18 protein-coding genes are annotated in these 19,546 nt (G+C 69.4%); 8 read left to right on the top strand and 10 right to left on the bottom strand.

The features are described from left to right. Positions 1 to 6: 6 nt before the first annotated feature. The 4 genes from ACGFI6_RS03675 to ACGFI6_RS03660 form a co-directional block, all read right to left on the bottom strand. A complete protein-coding gene (locus ACGFI6_RS03675; protein WP_393115042.1) occupies positions 7 to 729 on the bottom strand; it encodes an anti-sigma factor domain-containing protein in 723 nt (240 codons plus the stop codon). Further along, positions 726 to 1,340: an ECF RNA polymerase sigma factor SigK gene (gene sigK, locus ACGFI6_RS03670; RefSeq protein ID WP_393115040.1), complete on the bottom strand. Its 615-nt coding sequence runs from the start codon at positions 1,338 to 1,340 to the stop codon at positions 726 to 728. The genes ACGFI6_RS03675 and sigK overlap by 4 nt, the downstream gene beginning before the upstream one ends. Positions 1,341 to 1,344: 4 nt before the next feature. Continuing rightward, complete coding sequence (locus ACGFI6_RS03665) at positions 1,345 to 2,019, bottom strand: fasciclin domain-containing protein (protein WP_393115038.1); 675 nt, start codon at positions 2,017 to 2,019, stop codon at positions 1,345 to 1,347. Between the two features lie 76 nt (positions 2,020 to 2,095). Then, positions 2,096 to 3,643 (bottom strand): molybdopterin-dependent oxidoreductase, encoded by a 1,548-nt coding sequence (locus ACGFI6_RS03660; RefSeq protein ID WP_393115037.1) that lies wholly within the window; start codon positions 3,641 to 3,643, stop codon positions 2,096 to 2,098. A 123-nt stretch (positions 3,644 to 3,766) separates the two neighbouring features. On the opposite strand from ACGFI6_RS03660, the gene aroQ reads away from it, so the two are divergent. Continuing rightward, on the top strand, positions 3,767 to 4,369 hold the full coding sequence (gene aroQ, locus ACGFI6_RS03655; protein WP_393115036.1) for a gamma subclass chorismate mutase AroQ: 603 nt from the start codon (positions 3,767 to 3,769) through the stop codon (positions 4,367 to 4,369). Here aroQ and ACGFI6_RS03650 read toward each other — a convergent pair whose 3' ends face one another. Together ACGFI6_RS03650 and ACGFI6_RS03645 are read right to left on the bottom strand one after the other, a co-directional pair. After that, positions 4,370 to 5,389, bottom strand: a complete 1,020-nt coding sequence (locus ACGFI6_RS03650) for a hydroxyacid dehydrogenase (RefSeq protein ID WP_393115034.1) — start codon at positions 5,387 to 5,389, stop codon at positions 4,370 to 4,372. A gap of 9 nt (positions 5,390 to 5,398) precedes the next feature. Further along, positions 5,399 to 6,085 (bottom strand): TetR/AcrR family transcriptional regulator, encoded by a 687-nt coding sequence (locus tag ACGFI6_RS03645; RefSeq protein ID WP_393115033.1) that lies wholly within the window; start codon positions 6,083 to 6,085, stop codon positions 5,399 to 5,401. Between the two features lie 55 nt (positions 6,086 to 6,140). Between ACGFI6_RS03645 and ACGFI6_RS03640 the strand changes: the two genes are divergently transcribed. After that, positions 6,141 to 7,601, top strand: coding sequence for an MFS transporter (locus ACGFI6_RS03640; RefSeq protein ID WP_393115032.1), 1,461 nt, complete (start codon positions 6,141 to 6,143; stop codon positions 7,599 to 7,601). On the opposite strand, the gene ACGFI6_RS03635 is transcribed toward ACGFI6_RS03640, so the two are convergent. After that, complete coding sequence (locus tag ACGFI6_RS03635) at positions 7,585 to 9,477, bottom strand: putative Ig domain-containing protein (protein WP_393115031.1); 1,893 nt, start codon at positions 9,475 to 9,477, stop codon at positions 7,585 to 7,587. The genes ACGFI6_RS03640 and ACGFI6_RS03635 overlap by 17 nt on opposite strands. 11 nt (positions 9,478 to 9,488) lie before the next feature. Then, positions 9,489 to 10,619, bottom strand: a complete 1,131-nt coding sequence (locus ACGFI6_RS03630) for a WD40/YVTN/BNR-like repeat-containing protein (RefSeq protein ID WP_393115030.1) — start codon at positions 10,617 to 10,619, stop codon at positions 9,489 to 9,491. Positions 10,620 to 10,729: 110 nt separating this feature from the next. Between ACGFI6_RS03630 and ACGFI6_RS03625 the strand changes: the two genes are divergently transcribed. Continuing rightward, positions 10,730 to 11,683, top strand: coding sequence for a transcriptional regulator TrmB (locus tag ACGFI6_RS03625; RefSeq protein ID WP_393115028.1), 954 nt, complete (start codon positions 10,730 to 10,732; stop codon positions 11,681 to 11,683). Positions 11,684 to 11,765: 82 nt separating this feature from the next. Here the strand turns inward: ACGFI6_RS03625 and ACGFI6_RS03620 are convergent, their stop codons facing one another. Together ACGFI6_RS03620 and ACGFI6_RS03615 are read right to left on the bottom strand one after the other, a co-directional pair. After that, the gene (locus tag ACGFI6_RS03620; protein ID WP_393115027.1) at positions 11,766 to 12,974 is read right to left on the bottom strand and encodes an MFS transporter; all 1,209 of its coding nucleotides are present in this window, start codon (positions 12,972 to 12,974) and stop codon (positions 11,766 to 11,768) included. Between the two features lie 92 nt (positions 12,975 to 13,066). Further along, positions 13,067 to 14,863, bottom strand: a complete 1,797-nt coding sequence (locus ACGFI6_RS03615) for a sigma-54-dependent Fis family transcriptional regulator (RefSeq protein WP_393115026.1) — start codon at positions 14,861 to 14,863, stop codon at positions 13,067 to 13,069. Positions 14,864 to 14,964: 101 nt separating this feature from the next. Here ACGFI6_RS03615 and ACGFI6_RS03610 point away from each other — a divergent pair, with 101 nt between their 5' ends. The 5 genes from ACGFI6_RS03610 (at position 14,965) to mimD (ending at position 19,532) form a co-directional block, all read left to right on the top strand. Further along, a complete protein-coding gene (locus ACGFI6_RS03610; protein WP_393115025.1) occupies positions 14,965 to 15,195 on the top strand; it encodes a hypothetical protein in 231 nt (76 codons plus the stop codon). Positions 15,196 to 15,281: 86 nt separating this feature from the next. Next, complete coding sequence (locus ACGFI6_RS03605; RefSeq protein ID WP_393115024.1) at positions 15,282 to 16,928, top strand: hypothetical protein; 1,647 nt, start codon at positions 15,282 to 15,284, stop codon at positions 16,926 to 16,928. Beyond that, entirely contained in the window at positions 16,928 to 17,977 is a 1,050-nt protein-coding gene (locus tag ACGFI6_RS03600; protein ID WP_393115023.1) for an NADH:ubiquinone reductase (Na(+)-transporting) subunit F, read from the top strand. The genes ACGFI6_RS03605 and ACGFI6_RS03600 overlap by 1 nt, the downstream gene beginning before the upstream one ends. Then, on the top strand, positions 17,974 to 19,161 hold the full coding sequence (locus ACGFI6_RS03595; protein WP_393115022.1) for a hypothetical protein: 1,188 nt from the start codon (positions 17,974 to 17,976) through the stop codon (positions 19,159 to 19,161). Before ACGFI6_RS03600 ends, ACGFI6_RS03595 begins: the two co-directional genes overlap by 4 nt. After that, on the top strand, positions 19,158 to 19,532 hold the full coding sequence (gene mimD, locus ACGFI6_RS03590) for a propane 2-monooxygenase effector subunit MimD (RefSeq protein ID WP_393115021.1): 375 nt from the start codon (positions 19,158 to 19,160) through the stop codon (positions 19,530 to 19,532). Before ACGFI6_RS03595 ends, mimD begins: the two co-directional genes overlap by 4 nt. The last annotated feature ends 14 nt before the right edge of the window (positions 19,533 to 19,546 follow it).

The raw sequence follows: 19,546 nt of genomic DNA, 5'->3' as shown, positions 1-19,546 counted from the left end.
TTTTCGTCAGGTCAGCGGGATGATCGCGGAGGCGGGCATTGTCGGCTTTGCTGATCCGCCGTCGGGCTCCACGGTCAGGCCGAACGCGGCCATTCCGGTGGTGGAGCCGTCAATCACCCGGGTGAGGTCGCCGCCGGCGAGTCCGACCGAGTGGGCGGTCTGCTGCGGGTCGATCATCCACAGCTGCCAGGTCCGGTCGTTCGGGAGCTTCGGGAGATCTCGCAGTACGACGACGGACCGGTTCGCCTGCGCGGACAGGACGACCGTGGCCTGGCCTCCGCCCTCGACGGCACCGTGCACGGTGCGGGCATCGGGCTGGGTGAGGACCGCGGCGACCTGCTGGTTGGCCTGCTCGACCGCGTTCCGGTCCCGGTACTGGTCGATCGCGATCCCACCGCTGGCGGCGATCACCGCTGCGGCGGCCGCGAGGGCCAGCAGCGATCGGCGACCGAACCGGCGGTGTGCGGCGGGCTGGACCGGCTGGTCCTGGACGACCGGCGGCAGTTGGCGGACATGCTCGATGGCGGCCATCACGTCCGCCTTCAGGGCGGGCGGTGGCGGGGTCGAGACCTGGGTGGCCAATTTGACCGCGGCGGTGCGGAGCTCGGCGACCTCGGTGGTGCAGAACGTGCATTCGCCCAGGTGCGCCTCGAAACGCGTCCGCTCGTCGTCCGGCAGCGCGTCCAGGACGTACGGGCCGGTCAGGGTGTGCACGTCGGGTTCCGTCATGACCCCTCGCCTCCCTTCGTGGTTCCGAGGCAGTCGCGGAGCCGGATCAGGCCGTCGCGCATTCTCGCTTTGATGGTTGGAAGCTTCGCACCGAGCTGCTGGGCGACCTCAGGGTAGGTGTACCCGTTGTAGTACGCGAGCTCGATCGACTCGCGCTGCAGCTCCGTCAGGGTGCCGAGGCAGCGGCGTACCTGCTCGGCCTCCAGACGGGTGCTGACGGTGTCGGCCACCTGGTCGAACTCGACCTCCGCCGACCGCGCGCCGACCTGCTCGGTGCGGTCGGCGGACGCCTGCTCGGAGCGGACCCGGTCCACCGCGCGGCGGTGCGCGATGGTCAGGATCCACGAGTGCGCCGAGCCACGCCCGGCGTCGTACCTGCTGGCGGTCCGCCAGACGTCGAGCATGACTTCCTGCATCACTTCCTCGGACTGCGCGGGGTTGCGCAGGATCCGGCGGACCAGACCGAAGACCCACGGGGCGACCCGGTCGTACAGCGCGCTGAACGCGGCGGTGTCGCCGGTCGCGGTCAGCGCCAGAAGATCGCCGTCGGCGACCGCGCCGGATCGCGAGTGCGATCCGGCGGGCCACGGAAGTGCGGTGGGCTCGGTCACGGGGTCAGGCCGCCGGGGGCATCAGCACGGAGTCGATGAGGTACACCGTAGCGTTCGCGGTCTTCACGCCACCGCAGATCACGTTGGCGCCGTTCACCTTCAGCGCGTCGCCCGAGCCGGTCACCATGAGGTCCTGCTTCTCCACGGTCGGGTGCTTGCCGACGACTGCCGTCGGGTCGAGCTGCCCGGAGACCACGTGGTAGGTCAGGATCTTGGTGAGCAACGCGTCGTCGGTCTTCAGCTTGCCGATCGTCGCGGCCGGGATCTTCGCGAACGCGGTGTCGACCGGCGCGAAGACGGTGAACTGGCCACCGTTCAGGGTGGAGACGAGGTCGACCTTCGGGTTCAGCTTGCCGGACACCGCGGCGACCAGCGTCTTCAGCAGCGGGTTGCCGGAGGCGGCGGTGGCGACCGGAGCGGCGGCCATGCCGTCGATGGAGCCGGCGCCGCTCGGGTTGGCCTTCGCGTACGCGGCGCAGCCCGGGCCGACCATGCCGGTCGCGGCCGCACTGGTGCTCTCGCTCGGGCTCATGCTCGGGGTGTCGGCCGCGGACGAGGAGGAGCTGCTCGACGGGGCGCTGCTCGAGCTGTTGTCGTCGCTACCACCGCAGGCGGATGCGGTCAGGGCGAGGGCCAACGCAGTGACGGCGAGGCCGGCGCGGGTGAGGTTCTTGGACATGACTTCGTCTCTTTCCTGAGGAGGTTGCGGACTGTTGTTACGGGAGTACTTCGGGGCAGATCGCCGGCCGGATAGGTCACGTGACCATCACGACTGTGTTGTGCAGGCCACTCGACCCGTTCGGGCGCGGCGGGGCCTGGGTGGCGGTCTGCAGATCACCGTTGCTGTCGGTCGCGCGGACGGTGAGCTTGTGGGTGCCGGGTGTCGCGTTCCAGCGGTAGGTCCACTGGCGCCAGGTGTCGGTGCTGTCGACGGGTGCCAGCCGCGCGGGTTGCCACGGGCCGTTGTCGACCTGCACCTCGACCTTGCTGATGCCGCGCTGCTGCGCCCAGGCGACGCCGGCCGCGACCGCCGGCCCGGCCTTGAGGTTCGCGAAGCCTTTGGGTACGTCGATCCGCGCGGACGTCTTGATCGGCGCCTCCACGGACCAGCCACGATCGGTCCAGTACGCGCTGAAGTCGCGGAACCGGGTGACCTCGAGGTCCACGATCCACTTCGTCGCGGAGACGTACCCGTACAGGCCGGGCACCACCATCCGTACCGGGAAGCCGTGCTCGAACGGCAGTGGCTCGCCGTTCATCGCGACCGCGAAGATCGCGTCCCGCCCGTCGGTGAGGGCGCCGAGCGGCGTGCCGATGGTGAGACCGTCGACGCTCGTCGACTTCACCGCGTCGGCCCCTTGCTGGACGCCGGCCTCCTGGAGGATGTCCGCGATCGGTACGCCGATCCACCGCGCGTTCCCGACGTACGGCCCACCGACCTCGTTGGACACGCAGGTGAGCGTGATGTCGCGCTCGATCAGCCGGCGCCCGACCAGGTCGCCGAACGAGAGCCGGACCTCTTTGTCGACAAGGCCGTGCACCCGGAGCTCCCAGTCCCGCGGATCGATCCGCGGCACCTGCAGCAGCGTGTCCACGCGGTAGAACTTGCCGTTCGGCGTCGTGAACGGGCTGATCCCCGGTACGTCGACACTCGCCCGCAACGGGCCTGCGGCGTCCTGCGGCCGGGGTACGCGGACCCGGGCGCGCAGCTCCTGGCCGGACCCACCGGCGAACCGGGACGCACCGGCCGCACCGGCACCGACAACCACCAGGGCCGATGCCGTGAGCAAGAACTTGCGCCGATCAAACCCGTCCGGTTGCTCGGCCACGCTCTCCGAAGTCGTCGCGTTCGGTGTCGGCTCCGTCGGCTTGGTCTGCAGTGTGTGGGTGGCCAGCAGCATCGCGACGACGGCGACCACCAGCGTGACTGTTGCCGGCAGCAACCGGTCGAGGGTGTTGCCGGCCGCGGACCGGCTGAAGATCGCGAACGCGAGGCCGACCAGGCCGAGCCCGCCGGCGATCCCGACCGCGGTCCGGCGGCGGCCGCGGGCCGCGAGGACTCCGGCGACGGCGGAGACCAGGACGAGGATCGTGCAGATGCCGACCCGCAGCAGCGGGCGGTCGGCGGTGCCGAGCGTGCGCACCGCCCAGTCCTTGACCGGTCCGGGGGACCAGTCGATGATCTGGACGCCGACCGCATCGACCGGCCACGGTCCGCCGGTCAGGTCCGCGACGAGGTAGCCGACCGCGAGTGCCGTACCGGCCGCGATCACGCCACCGAGTGCTCCGAGCGCCTTGTGCATGCAGGTGGTTCGGTGCGGACCGCCCGCCGGATGGTTCGAACCTGGTGAAAGTGAACGGCCGTGCACCTGCGGCGGCGTACAGTCACCTGCCGTTCAGGACCGTTGTCGGAGAGGGTGGACCAAGTGCGTCGAAAGCTGATCACCGGAGCTGTGGCCGCAGCCACGATCGGCACGTCCGTGCTGCTGATGCCGACGGCGAACGCCGCGCCGGCCACGGCTGTGCGCGCCGAAGGGGTGCAGGGGACCCGCGTGACGTTCGACGGGCTCACCGAGCTCGTCATCCAGCGGATCCTGGTCGGTGACGACGTCGCGGCCTCGAAGTACTTCAGCGGCAAGCCGGTCGAGGACCCGGTCCGCGAGCAGCAGATCATCGAGTCGGTCCGTGCATCGGCCGTACAGCTCGGCATCGACCCCGATCAGACCGCCGCGTTCTTCCAGGCGCAGATCGAGGCCAGCAAGGTGGTGCAGCGTGGGCTGCTGGCGTACTGGGCCGCGCACCCGGACCAGGCTCCGACCAGTGGGCCGGACTTGAACGTCATCCGCGACAAGCTGGACTCGCTGAGCACGCAGCTCCTCGCGGAGTTGGTGCGCGTCGACGATCTTCGCCAGTCCGGCCTGCGCTGCGACATCTCGCTCGTGGTCGCCGACGCGACCGGCGCGGCCCGCCATCACCTGGACCAGCTGCATCGGCAGGCGCTGCGTACGGGATCCGCAGCGACCTGCTGATCAGCCCATCCGCGCGAGGGCAGTCTCTGACAGTTCGTACTGCAGGGGCTGCCCGTCGGCGTACCGCTCGATCTCGCTCGCGGTGATCGCGCCCATCTCGAAGTAGCACTCCACCGTGGCCGCGGCCTGGTGCGGCGTGAGCAGGACGTTCGGCAGGCCGCGGAACGCGCTGTCCGCCGGGAGCGGCTCCACGTCGAACACGTCCAGCGCCGCATCCAGCCGCCCGCTGCGTAGCTCGTCGAGCAGTGCGTCCATGTCGATCAGCCACGAGCGCGCGGTGTTCACCAACCCGGCGCCGTCCGGCATCAGCGCCAGCTCGCGCGCGCCGATCAGGTGATGCGTTTCGGGCAGCGTCGGCGCATGCACGGCGACCACCCGGCTGGTGCGGAGCAGGTCGTCCAGATCGATTCGCCGTACGCCCAACTCCGCCGCGCGATCGTCGGTGAGGTACGGGTCGTAGACGACGGTCTCGGCGCCGAGCGCGACGAGCATCCGGATGTACTCGAGGCCGGTGCGGGATGCGCCGACGACGCCGATCCGCGACGCGGTCAGGCCGTGTTGCGGAGGCACGGCCGTACCACCGGAGCCATCCGGACCGTCCCGCCAGCCGCCAGCGTGCATCGCGTGGTCGAACCGCTGGAGGCGATGCAGCAGGCTCAGCGTGAACGCCAGCGACACCTCGGCCACCGGCTCCGCCATCGCCTGCCCCGCCTGCGTGATCCGCAGCCCGCGCCGGAACAGCTCCTCGGTGACGAAGTGCTTCACCGAGGAGGCGCTGTGCACGATCAGCCGTAGCCGGTCCGCGTGGTCCAGGACGTCGGCGGTGAGCGGCGTCGCACCCCACGAGGTGATCAGTACGTCGGTCCCGGGCAGCGCCGCGCGCAACGCATCGGCGTCACCCGGATCGTCCAGCACGGCGACCTCGCCGAGCGCCTCCAGCCGCGCCACACTCTCCGGCGCGAACACCATCTCCCGGTACGACGACGTCGCCGCCAGTACCATCCGCAGCTTTTCGGCCATGACCGAATCCTATGCCCGCTGCATTGCCCCGCGGACGAAGGCCCGGACGCCGTCGGCGTAGGTGTCCTCGACCGCGAGCGCCGACCAGGTGTCGGCGACCGCGGCGACGTGCGGCAGCCGGGACTCCTGCAGGCTGATGCGAAACGCCGGGTTCACCGGCTGACCGTCGGGACGCCGGACGTCGGTCGAGCGGGACCGGACGAGCACCTCGCCGACTGTGTAGTACCAGACGTGGCGGAAGATCTGGACCGCCTCGTCGTGGCTGCAGCCGCTCTCGACGGCCGCCGCCAGGATCGCCTCGACGAACCACCGGGCGTCGTCGTCGAACCGGCCCATGAAGCCGTCGACGGTCAGCACCTCGGCGGCCCAGGGCCACTCGGCGAGCGTGTCACGGGCCGCGACGGCGACCGCGACGATGCGCTCGGCCGGGTCGTCGGGCAGCTCCGGGCGGGGGATCCGGCCGATGTACTCGTTCAGCATCAGCAGCAGCAGATCTTCCTTGTCGCGGAGGTGGTGGTACAGCGTGGTCGATCCGATGCCGAGCTCGGCGGCCAGCCGGCGCACGGTCAGCTTCTCCCAGCCGTCCCGGTCGATCAGCTGCCGGGCCGCCGCCAGGATCTGCGCCCGGGACGTGACCGGTGGCCGCCCGGTCCGTCCACCGGCGGCCGCGGACTTGGGTGAGGTGGGTCGAGGCACGGCTCCCATCATTCCTCCTGGACACCTCCCGCTGGTCGTGTGTTACTTTCGGAACATGTTCCTAAAGTCTACCGGAGTCCGGCCCGGGCTCACGCTGGCGGCCGTGGCCGTCGTGCAGTTCATGGTTTCGCTGGACCTGTCGGTCGTGAACGTCGGTCTCCCGGAGATCGCGGGCGGCCTCGGGTTCAGCGCGGTCAACCTGGCGTGGGTGATCCACGCGTACGCGCTGACGTTCGGCGGCCTGTTGCTGCTCGGCGGCAAGGCGTCCGACCGCTACGGCCGGCGGCGGATGCTGCTGCTCGGTCTCGCCCTGTTCGGCCTGGCCTCACTGGCCGGCGGTTTCGCACAGCAACCTGGCCACCTGGTCGCGGCCCGCGCCGTCCAGGGCGTCGGCGCCGCGACGCTGGCGCCGGCCGCGCTCGCGCTGCTCACCGCGACGTTCCCGAGCGGACGGGAACGCGTACGGGCGTTCGGGATCTGGAGCGCGACGAACGCCGCGGGCGGCGCGATCGGCGTACTGGCCGGTGGTCTGCTCACGCAGTACGTCAGTTGGCGCGCAGTGATGTTCGTGAACGTACCGATGGTCGCGATTGCGGCGCTGATGGTCGCGCGGATCCACGACGGCCGCGCAGGGCAACCGGGGCAACGCGGCGGTCGTCCGGACATACTCGGTGGGCTGCTGGCGACCGCCGGGATGACGACGCTCGTGTTCGGCGTCGTCCGGACCGACCGGCACCCGTGGGGTTCGGTGACGACTCTGGTGACTATCGCGGCCGCGGTGCTCCTGCTCGCCGGCTTCGTGTACGTCGAGCGCACGACACGGCGCGAACCGTTGCTCCGGCTGGGCCTGCTGGCGAACCGCTCGGTCAGCGGCGCGAACGGCTTCAACCTGCTGGTGGGTGCCGCGATGGCTTCGTCGTTCTACTTCATGTCGCTGTACCTGCAGGAGGTGCTACGCCATGGACCGGCTGCGAGCGGGTTGATGTTCCTGCCGTTCGCGCTCGCGGTCGTCGTCGGTTCGTTCGTCGCGATCAAGCTCGGATACCGGTTCGCGACCCGGGATCTGCTCGTCGGCGGTGCCTTGCTGACCGCGATCGGGTTCGGCTGGTTCAGTCTGATCAGCACGGACGGTTCGTTCCTGGCGAACGTTCTCGGTCCGTCGATCTTCGTCGGGACCGGGTTCGGGCTCTGCCTCGCGCCGCTCGTGTCGACCGCCACCGGTGGGGTCGCGCCGGAGGAGGCCGGTACGGCGTCCGGCCTCCTCAACAGCTCGCGGCAGATCGGTGCTTCGCTCGGCCTGGCGGCGCTCGGGACCGTGGCACACGACCGTACCGGCGAGCTCGGAACCGTTGGCGCCCTCAACGATGGCTACGCGCTCGCCCTGCGGTTGTGCGCTGCGCTCCTGCTGGTGGGCGTGGTGATCGTGCTCGCCGTCCTCCGTCGTACGCGGCCCACCACACCCGTCAGCGCACCCGACAGTGCACCCGCCAGTGCAACTGTCAGCGAGTCAGCGTGACGTCGTCGACGAGGAAGGTCGTCGGGGTGCCGTCGTACTCGCTGCTGTTCCAGGCGAGCGTGACGGCCCGGCCGCGGTAGGCAGTGAGATCGACCGACTGCGTCTTGTACGACGAGCCGCCGGCCGCGAAGGTCCGTACGGTCCGACCGTCGACGGTCAGGTCGAGCGAACCCGTCCCGCCCGCGGCACGCAGCGCGAACCTCAGCGCCGGGTGGCCGAACGACGGCACCTGCACGCGCTGGCTCAGCGTGTCCGTGTGCTCCACACCCGTTCCACCGAGCCACGCGTACCCGAGTCCGCCGTTTGCATACTGTCCGTCGGCGCGGATCACGTCGGCGCTCTGCGTCCATCCGCCGGCACCCGCCTCGAAGTCACCGTTCACCACCCCGCGCGCACCTTGCCGCGTGCTGACGACCCAGTTCACGACGGTGTTTCCGCGCGCCTTCGTCGAATCGGTCGCGGTGACGGTCACGGAGTACGTCCCGGCCTGCGTCGGCCGGCCGTAGATCAGGCCACTCAGCGGATCAATGCGCAGCCCCGCGGGCAATCCGGTCGCGGCGTACCGGACGAGTTGCCGGCCCGAGTCCGTTGCGCGGGCGCGCTGGACGACGATGTCGCCGACAGCGTTGAACTGCTGCGCAGGCGCCGACACGGCGATGTGGTTCGAGGACGTGGGCGAGGTCAGGGCGCGCAGGCCGTTCGGCGTACCAAGGCCGGTCGGGCCGTCCCAGCCCGCCTGGGCGGTGCAGAGCGGCGCGGGCGTGCACGCGCCGTTGTTGCCGTCGACAACATCATTGAGGTTGCCGGTGGCCCCGTACGGGTAGCTGGCCGGACGGGACCCCGGTGCAGGGTCACCGGCAAGTGCGTAGGTCGCGGCAACGATCGGAGCGGCCGCGCTGGTCCCGCCGTACACGGCCCAGCCGGCGCCGCCGGTGGTCTGGTAGACGGCGACACCGGTCGCAGGGTCGGCTACGGCCGAGACGTCGGCGACCGCGCGCTTGCCGCAGACGTCCGCGGGGATCACGGACTGCCATGCGGGCTTGCCGAGGAAGGCCGAGCAGCCTGATCCGGTGCCCTGACCGGGTCCGGAGTTCCAGACCTTCTCGTTCCAGCCGCGGGCCGAGTCGTCCTTGGTCAGCGACGTACCGCCGATCGCGGTGGTCGCCGCGGAGCTGGCCGGGTACGAAACGCCCGCGTCGTAGTCGTAGTCCCCGGTCGACGCGGCATACACGACGCCGTTCGGGTCGAAGTACTGCTTGTCGAGCTCGGTCAGGTCGGACGACTCCGGCCCGCCCCAGCTGAGCGACACGTACTTCGCTCCCAGCCGGTCCGCGGTCTTCACGGCCTCGAGCAGGTCGTTGGTGGGGGAGTCGGCCTCGATCAGCGTGATCCCGCAGTTCGGGCAGATCGCCGAGACCGAGTCGAGGTCGAGCGAGATCTCGCCGGACCAGGACTGCGACGGCGCCGGCAACGGGCTCGGCAGGCCGTGCTGGTTGAGCTTCTGGAAGCACCCGTTCGCGGTCGTGCACGGCGGCAGCCCGTACTGCTTGCGGTAGACCGCGAGGTCCGCTTCGGCCGTCGGGTCGTCGAACGCGTCCACGATGTAGACCCGCTGACCCTTGCCAGCCGTTGCTGACGGCAACTTGTACGCCGACTGCAGGTCGGACGGGCCGTAGCCGGCCGGAGTGTTGCCGAGGCTGCGGAACCCGAGGTCCACCCGGCGCTGCGCGAAGCAGGTGTACTCGCCGGGCTCTACGTGCGGGTCGCAGCTGGCGACCACCTTCGGCGACTCCTGGACGTCGGCAGCTGCCACCGTCGTCGTCCCGGTGACCAGGACGAGCGCGAGCGGGATCGCTAAGCGGCGCAATGAGATCACGGTCGTACTCCTCAGTGGATCTGGGCGGTCGTCTGCTGCCAGCTCGCGCCGGCATCACGGCTGACCCAGAGCTGCGTGTTCTGGGTGTACGCGGCGTCGCGCTCGACGAGCCACGCGGTCGTACCGTTCTGTTGCACCAGGTCGTGGATGCGCTCGCTGTTCTCCAGCCACTCCTGGTCGATCCGCCACGCCTTCGACAGCGCCGGGCGGTTGTAGACCAGGCTCGCGGTCAGCGTCGTCAGCATCACGGCACCGTCCGGGTTCACCGAGAGTTGGCTGGCCAGACCGAGTCCGCCGGGGATCGCGTCGTACCGGAAGGTCCTGCCGCCGTCGCCGGAGACCATCAGGGTCTTGTCGGAGTGGCCGCGGCCGGCGTTCGCCAGGCAGAGCACGAAGACCCGGCCCGGTCCGTTCGTCGCGATGTCGCTGACGCCGGCGTCGCCGCCTTCGGCGCAGGCGACCGCGGTGGTCGAGCGGACCTTGCCGTTGCTGATGGTGGTGAGCCGGCCGGGGCCGATGTACGGGGCCGCCATGAGGTAGACGGTCGAGCCGATCGCGTCGATCGCGACGTGGTCGGAGGCGTCCACCTGGACATTGACCTGCTTCCAGCCGGTGGACTTGCCGGCCGGTGCGCGCCACACCTTGAGCGGGCGCTCGTCGCAGACGCCGGAGCCGATCTCGCAGCCGGACGTGACGACGTACGTGCCGTCCTGGGCTGCGAACAGGTCCAGGACCTTGGCGTCACCCCCGGGCAGGTCGACCTGCGTCCAGTTTTTGCCGCCGTCGCGCGTGACCTCGAGGAACGGGTCGTACGCCCAGCCGAACTTCTTGTTCGCGAACTGGAGGCTCGTGAGGCCGGGCTCGCCGCTCTTGGCCAGCCCGTTGTGCAGCCGGCCGGCGGTCGACCAGGTCTTGCCGCCGTCGTGGGTGGCGAGGACCTCGGCCGGACAGGTGGTCGCCGGACCGCAGGTGACGCCGCCGAGCAGGTAGCCGTCGGTCGGCGTCGGCCAGACGATCGACTGCGGGGCGAACGCGGGTTCGCTCGGATCGGCGGTGGCGACGTCGGCTCCGGAACCGACCAGGAGCGCAGTGGCGACGGTGCCTGCCAGAGCCACCGCCAGACGACCGGGATGCAGACGCACAGTTCACTCCTCGGACAGACGACGTTTCCTGGGACACGCTAAGCCCAGATCCGGCCGGTCCGCCGCCCATTTCGGCCAAACGCCGATCCCGGCCATCTAAGGTTCTGGGCGTGGCTGAGTGGGAAGCAGTGGGACTGTCAGGGATCGACGCGCAGGTGTACCGGCAGCTGCTGCGCGATCCGGGGATCGGCGTCGGTCAGCACAGCGAGGTGCTCGAGCTGCCGGAGGCCGAGATCGAGGCGGCGATCGGGCGCCTGGTGGCGGCCGGGCTGGTGCGGTCCGGGTCGGAGGCTGCGCCGGCGCCGGTCGACCCGCGGTCCGGGCTCGGGATGCTGGTGCGCGAGCGCCGGGCGGCGCTGGACGGCGTGGCCGCGATGACCGACCAGTTGGCCCGCGAGTTCAGTGCCGGGCAGTTGCAGGCGGAGCCGTCGCGGCTGATCGAGATCGCGGTCGGGCGGGACGCGATCGAGGCCCGGATCGACGACATGCTCCGGGGCGCCACCGAGCAGGCGGTCGGCACCGACACGCCGCCGTACGTCGCCGACGGCAGCCATCAGGTGTCGAGCGCCGAGCTCGGGTTGCTCGAGCGCGGCGTGCGGTTTCGCGCGATCTACGCCGCCGAGGTGCTGGACCATCCGGGGTGGGTCGAGCGGCTGCGGTCGATGGCCGAGCGCGGCGAGCAGTCCCGGGTGCTGCCGCAGGTGCCGGTCAAGCTGCTGATCGTCGACGGCACGACAGCGATGTTGCCGCTGGCCGGTGGCGGCTCGTCACGTTCGGGGCAGCCGCGAGCGGTGGTGGTCAGCGACTCGGCGCTGACGAGTGCGCTGCAGGTGCTGTTCGACCAGCTGTGGGGTCAGGCGACGCCGTTGCGGCTGGCCGCGAACGCCGATCCGAACCAGACGCTGATCAATCTGCTCGCGAGCGGGATGAAGGACGAGGCGATCGCGCGGCAGCTCGGCGTGAGCGGCCGGACGCTCCGCCGCCGGATCGCCCAGGTCCAGGAGGAGCTCGGCGCCACCTCCCGCTTCCAAGCCGGCCTCCAGGCGGCTCGCCGAGGCTGGTGAATGGATCGCCAGGCAGGCAGAAGTTCCGATTTCGGACTGTTTCGGGCCCGTTTCAGGGGGTTCTGCCTGCCTGGCGGTCCGCTCAGGCGGTGGCAGTGCGGGTGGCGCGGGCCACCAGGAGGTGGAGGGTGACGGTGATAGCGAGGACGACGGCGGAGACGCCGAGGAGGCCGTTGGCGGCCGCGCCGGCGGTCAGGGCGACGCCGCCCAGGCCGCTGCCGAGCGCCGAGCCGAGCGAGATCGCGCTGCCGTTGAGCGCCATCACGATCGCAGCCGAGTCCGGCGCCATCGACGCGAGCCGGGCCTGCTGCGGCACCGCGCCACCACCGTTGCCGACACCGGCCGAGAAGAACCACACCAGGCCCCACACCGCCGCCACCACGGCCGGCGCGAACATCAACGCGATCATCCCGAGCACGGCGTTCAGGAACAGCCCGACCAGGACGACCGTCAGCACGCGCAGCGCGGTGAACTTGTCCACCAGCCGCCCGGTGATCGCATTGCCCGCCATGCTCGCCACGCCGTAGCCGAACATGATCGCGATCATCGCCCATTTCACATGGAAGTGCGGGCCGAGGATCAGCGTCGCGTACGTGAAGCAGGCGTAGCTGCTGCACAGGATGCCGGTGGTGACGAGCAGGCCGGCGACCAGCCGCCCCTGCTTGAGCGGCCGCAGCCGTTCGACCAGCGTCCCACCGGGCAGATGCAGCCGGGGGAGGCGCAGCATGATCCCGGCCAGCGCGATCGTGCCGACCACCGCGACCATGATCATCGGGAACCGCCAGCTGGACTGCCCGATCACCAGCCCGATCGGGACTCCGAGCGCGGTCGCCGTCATCCAGCCGCCGAGCACGAACGACAACGCCTTGCCGTGGTGCTCGGCCGGCGTCAGCGCGATCACGTACCCGGTGACGGCCGCGTTCAGCAGGCTGCCGCCGAGCGCCGCGATGATCCGGCCGCCCATCGCGATCGGGTAGTTCGTCGCGACCGCGACCACCACGTTCCCGAGCACGAACACGCCCAGCGCCAGCGCGATCGTCGTCCGGCGTTCCCAGTGCGACGTCAGCGTGCCGAGCACCGGCCCGGCGAGCGCGGCCGTGAATGCGAAGACCGCCATCAGCTGACCGGCCGCGGCGGCACTGACCTTCAGGTCGCCGGCGATCTGCGGCAGCAGGCCGGCCAGCACGTAGCCGTCGATGCCCATCGAGAACGTCGCGACCGCCAGCCAGATGAACGGGCGGTAGGAGAACTCCCGCCCCTGCGCCGAATCGGCGGCTCGCGTGTCCGTCATCCGACAATCTCACCCCGTGCTGCCCCCCGCGGCAAGAGGAATCTGATCAAATCTGCCAGAAACGGCGATTTCAGGTGCAGCTCCGATCACACTTACGGAGGCTGAATGCCATAGTCGTGGATCTTGCGGTAGATGGTGGCGCGGGACATCCCGAGCGATTTGGCGGCGTGGCCCTTGTGCCCGTCGTTGGCGATCAGGCTCCGGATGATCGCGTCTCGCTCGAGCGCCTCCAGCTGGCTCAGGCTGCGTCGGCTCACCGCCTGCGTACGGGCCGGGAGGTCCGCGGGGACGATCACACCCGCGCGCCGGCGGTGCACGACGACCTGCTGCAGCACGTGGCACAACTCGGCCGTGTTGCCGGGCCAGGCGGAGCGCAGCAGTTGCTGCATCGTGTCCGGTCCGCACGTCAGCTCACCATGGCTCACGTGGTCGAGGAAGTACGGAACGAGTTCGCGGACGTCCTCGATGTGGTGACGGAGCGGTGGCACCTCGACGGTCAATGGGAACAGCGTCAGCAGCTCACTCAGGTCCGGAGTCCCGGTGTCGTCGCCGGTGATGGTCAGCGCGACCCAGGGCGGCTCGGACGGCCGCCGCTCGAGGACGCCGTACAGCGCCTCCACCAAGCCGGCGACGCCGGCTGTATCGAGCGCCTCGACATGCCGGATGACGAGCGCCTGCACCGCGTCGTCGGCCAGTTCCGCTTCGAGTTCGGCGGTGAAGTTGTCGCCCGGTCGCCCGGCGTCGACGAGATGGAACAGACCGGCCGGGTTGTTCTGGCGGTGCGCCGCCCGCGCCAGCGCGACCTTGCCGACACCGCGCTCGCCGGTCAGCACCACCCACTGACCGGCCCGGCACGCGTTGTCCACGTCGCGGCTGCTGCCGAGCCAGGGCGCGCTCCGGCCAACCAGCCCGGGCAGCACCGGACGCGGCGGCGGGCGGTGCGCGGGCGCCGGTGCCTGCAGGTCCGCACCCCGGGCCTGCGGGCTGACCTGGATGATCCCGGCTCCGAGCCGGCCGCCGACCGGACGGCAGGTGATCCGGACCCAGGTGCCGGTCGGCAGCTCGGTCAGGATCGCCTCGGTCGATCGGCGCGCGAGAATCTCGGAGGCGTACCCGAGCACCGCGCGCTGGTCGGCGGGGTCGAGGGCCTGGCGTGCCTTGGTGTTCATCAGCAGCAGATCGTCGTCGACCGCGATCACCAGGTCGCCGAGCCGGCGGGAACTCTGCAGGTAGGCCTCCAGCAGCGTCAGCTCGCGCGTCGTGCTGTCCTTCAGCAGCGCGACCCGGATGTTCTCCGCGGTGGTCTTGGCGAGCGCCATCAGCAGTGACCCGGCGTCCTTGCGCCAGCATGTGAGGTCGATGGCGCCGATCGTCTTGCCGTTCAGCGGATGCTTGATCGGTACGCCGGCGCAGGCGAGGTCCTCGAGGTCCTCGGCGTAGTGCTCGTGACCGAACACGTGCATCGGGCCGCCGCCTTCCAGCGCGGTCCCGATCCCGTTCGTCCCGGCGAACTCCTCGGCGTAGCTGAAGCCCGGTGCGAGATAGACCTTGTCGAGGTGCCGGGCCAGTCCGGCGTCCGCAGTCAGCCGCTGCAGCACCATGCCGGAGCGGTCGGTCAGGATGACGCTGATCGGCTGGCCGTCGAGGTTCTCGTGCAATTTGCGCAGCACCGGCCCGGCGCTGCGGGTGAGCGGGAGATCCAGGTCCGGGTCGGCGACGTACGGCAACTGGATGCGATCGGCGGGTAGTTTCCAGCGTTGGGATCGCACCCAGGAGGCGAGGATCGGCGGCCGGACGTCGCGCGCCTCGACCGGGTCGAGCGTGAGGAAGTTCAGTCGGGCCGTCGCAGTCCGGCTGTTGTCGTCGGCCGTCGGTGCGAGCTCGTCCACGCCTGCCTCCCTGACGTTGCTTCGAGCGTAGTGCAGTCCGCCGCAAGTGCGGTCTCAGAATGAGACAACCGATCGCCGCCGGCCGGGGTTGTGATGGACAGATGGACGAGGAGACCTACAACCCGTGGACCGTCGTCCACCTGGTCTTCGAGCAGCTCGCCGACGCCGGCCTGCACCCGGTCCTGGGCAGTACCGGGAATCCCGGTGAGCCGGCCGCGGAATTGCTGCGCTGCCTGGGCATTCGGCCTGATCCACAAGGCGATCAGCGGATCGCGGAGCAGAAGGACAGCACGCTCGCGGAGCTCCGCGAGACCTTCTTCGGGAAGTCCTGACGCGCTTCTCAATTTGAGACCTCCGGCCTCCTGCCGTGCGGGCTGTACTGCTGGTGACAGCCGGTTACACGAGCGGGAGGAGTGCCATGAGTCGCCAGAGTGTGGCGAAGGCCCACCAAAAGATCCAGGAGTTGTCCTGGGAACCGGCGTACCACGAGCCGGTCTCCCAGTACGGAACCGACTACACGTTCCGGAAGGCCCAGAAGAAGGATCCGCTGAAGCAGGTGCTGCGGTCGTACTTCCCGATGCAGGAGGAGAAGGACCACCGGGTGTACGGCGCGTCGGACGGCGCGATCCGCGGCAACATGTTCCGCCAGGTGCAGGAACGCTGGCTGGAGTGGCAGAAGCTGTTCCTGAGCATCATCCCGCTGCCGGAGATCTCGGCCGCCCGGGCGATGCCGCTGCTGTTCCGTACGGTGCCGAACCCCGAACTGCACAACGGGCAGGCCATCCAGATGATCGACGAGGTCAGGCACTCGACGATCCAGCAGAACCTCAAACGCCTGTACATGAACAACTACATCGACCCGGCGGGCTTCAACTCCAGCCTGCGGAACTTCCAGAGCGACTACTGCGGCACCATCGGCCGCCAGTTCGCCGAGGGGTTCATCACCGGTGACGCGATCACCGCGGCCAGTATCTATCTGACGATCGTGGCCGAGACCGCCTTCACCAACACGCTGTTCGTCGCGATGCCGGCCGAGGCCGCCGCGAACGGCGACTACCTGCTGCCGACGGTGTTCCACTCGGTCCAGTCCGACGAGTCCCGGCACATCAGCAACGGGTACGCGACGCTGCTGATGGCGCTCGCCGACGAGGACAACCACCAGCTGCTCGCCCGCGACCTGCGCTACGCCTGGTGGAACAACCACCGCGTCGTCGACGCCGCGATCGGCACCTTCATCGAGTACGGCACCAAGGACCGCCGCAAGGACCGCGAGTCGTACGCCGAGATGTGGCGGCGCTGGATCTACGACGACTACTACCGCAGCTACCTGGTGCCGCTGGAGAAGTACGGACTGGAGATCCCGCACGACCTGATCGAGGAGTCCTGGAACCAGATCTGGAACAAGGGGTACGTGCACGAGGTGGCGCAGTTCTTCGCCACCGGCTGGCTCGCGAACTACTGGCGGATCGACCCGATGACCGACAAGGACTTCGAGTGGTTCGAGTACAAGTACCCGGGCTGGTACGACAAGTACGGTGCGTGGTGGGAGAACTACAACCGGCTCTCGACCCCGAACGGGCACAAGCCGATCGTCTTCGAGGACGTCGACTACGAGTACCCGCACCGCTGCTGGACGTGCATGGTGCCGTGCCTGGTCCGCGAGGACATGGTGATGGCCAAGGTCGACGGCCAGTGGCGGACGTACTGCCACGAGATGTGCAAGTGGACCGACGAGACCGCGTTCCGGCCGACGTACCAGGGCCGGCAGACGCCGAACATGGGCAAGCTGATCGGCCACCGCGAGTGGGAGACGCTCTACCACGGCTGGAACTGGGCCGACGTGGTCTCCGACATGGGGTTCGTCCGCGACGACGGCAAGACGATGGTCGCGCAGCCGCACCTGGACCTGAACCCGGACAAGATGTGGACGCTCGACCACCTGCGCAAGTGCCCGCCGCTGGCGAGCCCGAACGTACTGCTGAACGAGATGTCCGACGACGAGCGGACCGCGTTCGCCGCGCGCTACGTGAAGGGTGGTCCGGCCGGGCGTCCGGGTGTGGCCTGATGAAACATGTCGTGAGGTTCGAACCGGTCGGCATCGAGATCGAGGTCGACGAGGACCAGACGATCCTGCGGGCCGCGGCCGAGCAGGGCGTGATGCTCATGCACGGCTGCAAGGAAGGACAGTGCGCGTCCTGCAAGTCGTTCGTCCTCGACGGTGAGGACATCGACCTGGACCGGTACTCGACCTTCGCGCTGCCGGAGTACGAACTGGACGAGGGCTACACGCTGCTGTGCCGGGCGCACGCCTTCGAGGACCTCACGATCGAACTGCTCAACTACGACGAGGAGATGATCCGCTCCGGGCTCCCGATCCAGGAACGGACCGCCGAGGTCGTGGCGATCACCCCGGTGACCCACGACCTGCGGCACCTGGTGCTGAAGCTCGACGATGCCGGCGAGCTGAAGTTCTTCCCCGGGCAGTACGTCGACATCGCCGTACCGGACGGGGACCAGACCAGGTCGTTCTCGATGGCGAACACGTCGAGCAGAGAGAGCGGCCAACTGGAGTTCGTCATCAAGGTCTATCCGGGCGGGGTGTTCTCGGAGTTCCTGGACCAGCGGTTGCAGGTCGGCGACTCGCTGGAGCTGACCGGGCCGTTCGGGGTGTTCACCCTCCGGGACAACCTGGACGCCCGGTTGGTGTTCCTCGGCGGCGGTGCCGGGCTGGCGCCGATCCTCGCGTTGCTGCGCTCGATGGCCGAGCGCGGGATCGACCGGCCGACGACGTTCTACTACGGCGCGCGGACGCAGCGCGACCTGTGTTTCGAGGACGAGTTGCGGGCGCTGGAGGAGCGGCTGCCGCGGTTCCGGTACGTACCCGCGCTCTCGGACGCCGAGTGGGACGGGGAGAGCGGCCTGATCACCGACGTGGTGAAACGGCTGGAGCCGAACCTGGCCGGCGCGGACGCCTACGTGTGCGGGCCGCCACCGATGGTCGAGGCCGCGATTCCGCTGCTGGAGCGGCTCGGCGTGGCGACCAAGCACATCTACTACGACAAGTTCACAACGACCGGCGACGCCGGTGACTCGAAGGTGCTGGAGGCAAGATGACTACCACCCAGGACTCACCTAAGACCGAACGCAGTGTGCCGAGGCCGGTCTTCACCGACGCCGAGGCCGGCGCCCGCGAATTCCCGGACTCGACGCTGCGGCACTACAACTACTACAAGCCGCAGAAGCGCAAGCAGAGCCACTACGAGGACGTCACGGTCGACGTCCAGCCGGATCCGCGGCACTACCTCAGCCAGGGCTGGCTGTACGGCTTCGCCGACGGCCGCGGCGGCTACCCGATGGACTGGACCGTGCTCAAGGCGTGGGGCTCCGACAAGCCGTCACCGGAACGCGGACCGGGTACCGGCGGCCTGTTCGTCAAGGAATGGCCGGCCACCGGCTGGCACGAGTTCCGCGACCCGAACGAGGAGTGGGAGCTCACCCTCTACCGCTACAACTCGAACGTCGTCCGGCAGGTCACCCAGAACGTCGAGGCCGCCAAGCAGTCCAAGGCCTTCGAGCAGTGGAACGCGAACTGGGTGAAGTTCGTCGAGCAGCACATCGGCGCCTGGATGCATGTCGACCACGGTCTCGGCCTGTACCTGTACGCGAACGCGAACCGGCGGGCGCCGACCAACATGCACAACAACGCGATCTCGGTGAACAGCATGCACCGGATCCGCGCGGCCCAGGACCTCGCGCTCTACAACCTCACGCTGTCGGAGGAGATCGACGGCTTCGACGGCAGCGCGCACCTGGAGACCTGGAACAACGACCCTGCCTGGCAGGGCGTCCGGGACGTCGCCGAGCAGCTGACCGCGATCGACGACTGGTGCGAGGCGATCTTCGCCGCGAACGTCGTCTTCGAGCCGCTCGTCGGCGAACTGTTCCGCAGCCAGCTCGTCCAGCAGGCAGCGCCGCGCAACGGCGACTTTGTCACGCCGACGGTGGTCGGCGCCGCGGAGTACGACTTCGCCGAACGGGACCTGCGCTACACCACCGCGATGTTCGAACTGCTGACCGGCGACAAGGAGTTCGCCGACCACAACAAGGCGATCCTGGACGGCTGGGCGAGTTCGTGGACCGCGAAGGCGCTCGCCGCGGCCCGCACCCTGCAGCCGCTCTGGTCGCAGCCGGACGCCAAACCGCCACGGTTCGAGGACGGGCTCGACCGGGTGAAGAGCCGGTTCAGCGGGATCCTCAGCACGCTGAGCCTCACCGAACCGAAGGAGTTGGCACAGTGACCACGCTCAAGGCAGTTGTCGAGAGCCCGTTCAAGTCCGACAGCACCGCCTCCAACAAGTGCGGCGTGACCCTGATGAACAACCAGGTCGGCGTGGTCGTCGCGGACGTGATGAAGGCCTACGACAACGTCACCGTGACGCCGTTGCCGTCGATGATCCGCGTCGACGCGATCGGCAAGATGGAGTTCGTCTACGACGACATCTCCGAGGCGCTCGGCGAGGAGCCCGGGTACTTCGACCAGGCCGAGTTCGAGGAGAACATGTCCACCCACTACGGGCGGATGGTGCACCTCGACGACCGGACCATCATGTTCGCCAACCCCGAGGACGCCGCCGACTACATCGGCTTCGACCTGACCGCTTCCAGCTGACCGCAGGGGGTCTT

This window comes from Kribbella sp. NPDC048928, assembly GCF_043197975.1.
In the GTDB taxonomy this organism is placed as follows: domain Bacteria; phylum Actinomycetota; class Actinomycetes; order Propionibacteriales; family Kribbellaceae; genus Kribbella.
This window is presented reverse-complemented; position numbering and strand designations above follow the sequence as displayed.